Genomic DNA, 6,954 nt, shown 5'->3' with positions numbered 1-6,954 from the left:
GTTTCAAGCAGGGGAAACTAAAGTTTCAAACCATCTGGAACTGGAGTTTCAAGAGGCAAGAAACTTCAGGAAACAACCGGAGACGGGAGCAGAGGACCGCATGAGTGGATAAGGAGGAACGCATGATTGGAGTGAAATGAACGCACGAGTGGAGTAAAAGTACCGCACGATTCAACCAACCCGACCATAACAATGTCCCGATTAACCTGTTCTCTTAGGAAGAACAGGAGTATGGACATAAGCGAAAAAAGCATTTATCACACAATAATAGAGGGAGTATCAGATCTTAATACCTGATATATCAATTATTAACAGATGGAACGTCAATTATTAATAGTTGACAGATAAGAGGTTAACATACTGAATACAAGATTACAATATCAAGAAAAATGTGTATTAAAGCATGAATATAGAGTGAGAGCAAATGCCTGCTACCACACTTGCTACCACAGCTGCTATCACAGCTGTAACAACGATGAATAAGACGATACAAGCAAAAAGTGAGAGCATGGGAGCAAAACATATACTTAATCAACAGGAGCTTTTGGTGGTAAATACTATTATAATACAATAAAATCAGAAAACTATTTTTCAGTGATAATCACTCCAAACAACAGGTTTTCTTTTTCCTGTAACAAGGCAGATATTTTATCTATTTGTGAATGTTGAACGTCGCTCGTATAATATTGTTTTAATCCGCTCAGGGCACTTGTTGCCACTTCACGCTTTATCCGGTACTCATCGAATTTGTCATTATCCCGAAGCAGTAGAAAATCATCAGAGAAAGAGAAATCAAGTAATTTCTTAAAAGTTTGATTTACTGCTTCTCTTTTTTGACTAAATATATAATTCTTCATGCCCCAAATTTTCCATTTTTTTGTATACCAGTCATACTAAACCTATAATGATGCTTAAATAAAAGAAGTAGTGGTATATATCCAGATATAATTTTTAACCGGAGCATAAATGAAAGATTATCTACTTTAGAATACTTGATTTGACTCATTTACATATTAGTATTTTTATCTGCGACAAAATAATTTAATAGTTCTATTTTATAAATCTGTGATACAGGCTTATAATTCGTTAGTATCTTATCTGATTTATTTGGAGTCTATATAATTTCGGCATTCAGCAATCTTGCCGTCCACATTTTCCACTGTCACAGTATTGTTCACCAGTTGGACGTTGAATATATACTTGATATCTGCTTTTACCGTAATCAATTTGTTTTTAAGAACTAGAAGAAATAAATACTATTTTTTCACCATCCTCCTCCCAATGCGTGATACAAATTTATCACTCCCTGGATTTTGTCGAATTGGTCTTGCGCAGCTATTTGTTGTGCTTCGAGCAAGTTTTGACGGGCGATGAGCACTTCCAGATAGTTAGTCGAAGTGTGGCGCATCAGCAATTCCGTTTTGCGTACAGCTTCTTGCAGTGCAGCTATCTGTTCGACACCGATAAGGATTCGCTGATGGGCAATCTGCCATTGGATCAGCGCATCATTAACCTCTTTTCCGGCGTCCAATAACGACTGTTGGAAAAGCAGGGAGGCTTCTTCCTGCCGGGCCTTGGCGACTTTCAGGTTAGCGATATTCCGTCCGTTATTGAACAAGGGTTGGATCAATGCCCCCATGGCATTGAGAAGCCATTTGCCCGGGTTGAGCACTATACCGCCGTTGTTATTCGTCCATCCTGCACTGCCGGAGAGGTTGATACTCGGATAAAAAGCTGCCCGGGCTGTGTTTGTTGCATAAAAAGCCTCTGCCAAGACATGCTCCGCTTGCCGCACATCAGGCCGGTTGGCGAGTAATTGCACCGGGATACCGACAGCCAATGTATCGGGAAAGAGTTGTCCGGCCATCGCGCTCCGTTCGATAGGCATCAAGGGCATACCAAGCAATGCACAAATACTGTTTTCGGTATTCCGAATCTCTTTCTCCAGCGTCAGCATGGAGGCTTCGAGAGCCAGCCGACTGCCGCGTGCTTGCAGTACGGCTGCATCGTTGGACTGACCTGCCCGTTTCAGTGCTTCGAGGGTACGCTCTGTCTCCGTCCAGCTTTCATAAGTTTGCCGGCTGATAGCAAGTTGGTTATCCAACATTAAAAGTGTATAGTAACTGTTGGCAATGGTTGCAACCAGTTGCGTTTGCACCGCTTGACGGTACGTCCGACTCTGTTCCAATGCCGATCGTGCGCCTCGTTTGGCGTTCGTTACTTTGCCGAACAAATCGATTTCCCAATTTGCCGCTACTGCCAGATTATAACTCTTCGCGCGAGATCCGTCAAATTGACTGACGGACGCTTCCGGGTTCAAAGATATCGCAGGTAAATAAGCCAAGCGGGCATTCCTCAGCACCGCTTCCGCCGCTTCCACCCGGAGGCGGGCAACGCGGAAGTCCGTGTTCTGCCGCAATCCTTGTTCTATCAAGGCACGGAGGTGCGTATCGGTAAAAAACTCCTGCCACGGAATAGTAGCTATGGTTGCCGTGTCTTGTGTCTCTGAATTCAGAAACAGGTTCTCAGCCGGTAGTTCTGAGCGTTCGTATTTCCGGTAAACGCCGCAACCTGCCAATAAAACCAGTGTCAAGCTCAATATAATCAATCGCTTCATAAGTCATATCCTTTCTTTAATTTATCCGGTTCGGTTTGTACCGCTTCTTCGGTACTATTATACGCCGATTTTTCGGAGAACACCTTTTCCTGAATATTCTGAAATACCATAAATAGCGGTGGCACAAGGAAAAGTAATGCCAACGTACCTATCAGCATGCCGCCTACTGCTGTCGATGAAAGGGAGAAGTTTCCATAAGCACCCGCCCCGTTTGAAAACATCAGCGGAATAAGTCCGAAAATCATGGTCAGTGCAGTCATTAGAATCGGACGGAAACGTATCTTGGCAGAAACCACGGCAGCCTCTTTGAGTGACGCTCCTCCTTTCCGGCATTGCGCGGCATATTCGGTCAGCAGAATGGCGGTTTTTGCCAAAAGCCCAATGAGCATGATAATGCCGGTCTGCATATAGATATTATTTTCCAGCCCGAACGCTTGCGCAAAAATAAAGCAGCCGAGCAGTCCGCAGGGTACGGAAAGGATAATTGCCAACGGCACGAAAATACTTTCGTAGAGTGCGCAGAGTATCAGATAAATCAATACAAGGCAGATAGCAAATATAATGGCCGAACTGCCGGTGGTTTTCTCCTCTTCACGCGACAGCCCCCCAAGTTCGTAGCTGTAATTCGCGGAAAGTATCTCGGCGGCAGTCTCCTTGATGGCTTTCAGCGCTTCTCCCGTACTGTAACCTTCAGCAGCCATACCGCTGATGGGCAGTGAATTGTAAAGGTTGAAACGCGACAAGTCCGAGGGACCACTGGTCTTAGTAAGTTTTACAAACTGGCTCAAAGGGATCATTTTTCCGTTTGTCGTACGTGCGAAAACATGGTTGAGCGACTCGGGCGTGATGCGCGAGTCGGGTGTGCCCTGCATCATCACGCGGTATATCTTGGAGAAGCGGTTGAAATCCGAGATATATTCTCCTGAATAATATGCGCCGAGAGTCTGAAGTACTTCACCGGAAGTGATGCCGGCCTGTTCGCATTTGGCTGCGTCGATATCCACCCAGTATTGAGGATAGTCAGTTTTAAAGGAGGAGTACACCTGGCCTATTTCAGGGCGTTCCGACAAAGCGGCAATAAACGCATCGGCTACTTTCTTGAATTCATGCACGTCGCCCGCCAGCTTATCCTGAAGATAAAGCTCAAAACCGCTGCTCATGCCATAACCCGGAATCATCGGAGGCGTCATTGCAAACATTTCCATACCGGGAAATTCTGTGGCAAGTTCATAAATGCTGTAAAGTACACCGTAAGCCGACGCTTCCTCACTTTTCCTTTCGTCCCACGGACGCAAGGAAACAAACACCATTCCCATTGAAGGGCCCGCACCGTCGAATGAATAGCCCGATACATCAGCGTGATATTGGATGGCGGGAATTTCCGACAATCTTTTACCGAATTTATCCAGCATTTTCTTGTTTTCTTCCATGGATGAACCGGGTTTTAGGTTTATGCTGATGAGAACAGTTCCGGTATCCTCTTGGGGAACCAAACCCGTCTTTGTGCCGTGCATCAACAATACAAGCGCCATAACAGAGACTGTAAGTATACTCCACACCGCCCAACGGCGTTTCACGAATCTATTTACTCCTTTCAGGTATCCGCCCGTAAAAGTCTCGAACATCTTATTGAACCGGCGACGGAACCGTGCCGCGAAATTATTCTTTTCCCGTCCGAACTCGTCCTTATAGGGCCTGAGCAACAAGGCGCACAGTGCAGGTGACAAGGTAAAAGCGTTGATGGCCGATATGCCGACAGCAATAGCCATGGTCAGACCAAACTGTTTGTAAAATTCTCCCGACGTACCTCCAATCATGGATACCGGAATAAATACAGCCATGAAAATCAACGTAGAGGTTAATATGGCCGAAGCCACGTTACCCATCGCCTCGATGGCAGCCTTATAAGACGAGCGACAACCTTCATCGAATTTCGCCTGTACCGCCTCGACCACCACAATAGCATCATCCACCACTGTGCCGATAGCGAGCACCAGTGCAAACAGGGTCAGCAGGTTGATGGAGAATCCGATAGCCTGGAGCACGGCAAACGTTCCTATAATGGAAACGAATATGGCAACCGTGGGAATAAACGTGGAACGCAAATCCTGCAAAAAGAGATACACCACAAAGACCACGAGCAAAATAGCAATGAGAAGTGTTTCCACTACTTCATGTATCGAGGCGTATAGAAAACGGTTGGTGTCGTTCAGGGTGACAAACTCCATTCCTGCCGGCAAGCCGGCACTCAATTCCTCCAACACGCGGTCTATCTCGTTGATGGTCTGAGAAGCATTCGACCCCGATGTCTGGTAAATAATCGACATGGCAGCCGGATGTCCGTTTAATGTTACATTATAATTGTAGGCTTCATCCCCCAATTCAATATCGGCAACCTCTTTGAGCCGAAGCACTTCTCCATTGGGCAACGAGCGCACCACCAAGTTTTCAAACTCGTCCGGTTGGGAAAGGCGTCCACGATATTTCATCGTATATTGATGGGCATTGTCATGATTCTCGCCGAACTGACCGGTAGCGGCCTCTATATTCTGGTTGGCAAGAACGGCTGATATGTCCGATGGGACCAGTTTATATTGCGCCATTTTGTCGGGCTTCAACCAAATACGCATACTGTAGTTCGATCCCAGTTGCATTACGTTACCCACACCGCTTACCCGTTTAATACGCGGTTCGACATTAATTTTCAGATAATTATTCAGGAACTGGCGATCATATTTGTCCTCCGGCGCATAGAGAGCGAAAGTCTTCAATTCGGCATTCTGCTGTTTTTCAGTCGTCACGCCAATTTTCGTCACTTCCGCCGGAAGCAGGCCAAGTGCCTTCGATACACGATTCTGTACGTTTACAGCCGCCATATCGGGGTCGGTCTTTTGCTTGAAATAAATGTTAATGGTCACATCGCCGCTGTTCGATGCGGTGGAGGTGATGTAATTAAGTCCCTCCACACCGTTAATAGCCTCTTCCAGCGGAACGATAACGGCCTTCTGCACGGTTTCCGCATTCGCACCGGGATATTGCGTGTAGACTTGAATGGTCGGAGGAGCAATTTCGGGATACTGTTCTATGGGCAACGATGCCAAGCCTATTGCCCCCAGCAACATGATGACAACCGAAATAACGGCGGATAATACAGGGCGGTCTATAAAAAATTTCAGATTCATTTTTCCTCCTTTGTTTGGTTTGCAATCTTAATCTTCATTCCGTCTTTAAGCTGCCCTATACCGTCGCTGATTAGCACATCTCCGGGACGAAGACCGCCGGTTACGATATAAGTCTTTCCGTCATGCAGCCTTTCCACGGTGATGAAAGTAGCCACCGCGCAATCGTCCACCACCTTATATACTACAATCTTGTCCTGGAGTTCATAGGTGACGTTTTGCGGAATTACGATACAGTCGTCCACGGTGCGACGGATAATCACGTTGCCGATACCGCCGCTCCAGAGCATTTTATCCGGATTGGGAAAAACGCTCCGTACCGAAACACTGCCCGTCTCGCGGTTGATCTGGCCGCTGAATGTGGCAATACGCCCTTTCTCGCCGTACATCGAGCCGTCGTTAAGCTGAAGTTCTATCTGGGGCATCTGTTCAATCGCTTTCTCCGGTATTCTGTATTTTCGAAGAAGCTGGCGAAGTTGGTTCTCCGTCATGGAAAAGTAGACATACATCTCGGCATTGTCCGAAACGGTAGTCAGCGGTTGCGGCAGGGATGCACTCACCAGCGCTCCGGCCTTATAGGGCAACGTGCCCACTATGCCGTCTGACGGGCTTTTGACCTCTGTATAGGAAAGACTGTTTCGGGCATTCACCGCTTCTGCCTTTGCCTGCTCCAGTCCGGCCTGAGCCACGGACAAAGCATTATGCGCGGAAGATAACTCATATTCGGAAACGACATTCTCTCGAAAAAGTATCTGTTTGCTCTCATAGTCGAGTTGCGCCGTTGCCACCTGGGCTTCTGCGGCATGGACGTTGGCTTCCGCCGTGCGCAGGGAGGCCCTGTAAGGCACTTGGTCAAGGATGAAAAGCGTTTGGCCCTTTTTTACCTTTTCGCCTTCTTCCACACATACCCGTTCTATCTTTCCTTCCACTTGCGGATAAATGTCGATGTCCTGACGGCCCTGAATAGACCCGGTATAGGTTTCTACTATCTCGGCAGAAGAAGTGGTTATGGTTATTACAGGATAGTCTGGTTGTTCACCGGCTTGCTCCTGGCTATTACATGACACCAGCATGACCAGAAGGAGGGAAATGCTTAAATAAATAATAGTTGTCTTCATCTTATTAATTATCATTTTGAATACAAAGATAGACCCGTCG

The 6,954-nt window shown here is 46.6% G+C and carries 3 protein-coding genes and 1 pseudogene; all 4 read right to left on the bottom strand.

All coding sequences use genetic code 11. From position 1 onward, the window contains the following. Window positions 1–593: 593 nt before the first annotated feature. Window positions 594–1,006: pseudogene (locus BLW31_RS18795) on the bottom strand (hybrid sensor histidine kinase/response regulator); the annotation flags it as partial. A gap of 258 nt (window positions 1,007–1,264) precedes the next feature. Next, a complete protein-coding gene (locus BLW31_RS18790) occupies window positions 1,265–2,617 on the bottom strand; it encodes an efflux transporter outer membrane subunit (protein WP_010536473.1) in 1,353 nt (450 codons plus the stop codon). Further along, on the bottom strand, window positions 2,614–5,799 hold the full coding sequence (locus BLW31_RS18785; RefSeq protein WP_010536472.1) for an efflux RND transporter permease subunit: 3,186 nt from the start codon (window positions 5,797–5,799) through the stop codon (window positions 2,614–2,616). The genes BLW31_RS18790 and BLW31_RS18785 overlap by 4 nt, the downstream gene beginning before the upstream one ends. After that, window positions 5,796–6,914 (bottom strand): efflux RND transporter periplasmic adaptor subunit, encoded by a 1,119-nt coding sequence (locus tag BLW31_RS18780; protein WP_010536471.1) that lies wholly within the window; start codon window positions 6,912–6,914, stop codon window positions 5,796–5,798. The genes BLW31_RS18785 and BLW31_RS18780 overlap by 4 nt, the downstream gene beginning before the upstream one ends. Window positions 6,915–6,954 lie beyond the last annotated feature (40 nt).

The sequence above is a fragment of the Bacteroides faecis MAJ27 genome (genome assembly GCF_900106755.1).
GTDB classification, from domain to species: Bacteria; Bacteroidota; Bacteroidia; order Bacteroidales; family Bacteroidaceae; genus Bacteroides; species Bacteroides faecis.
This window is presented reverse-complemented; position numbering and strand designations above follow the sequence as displayed.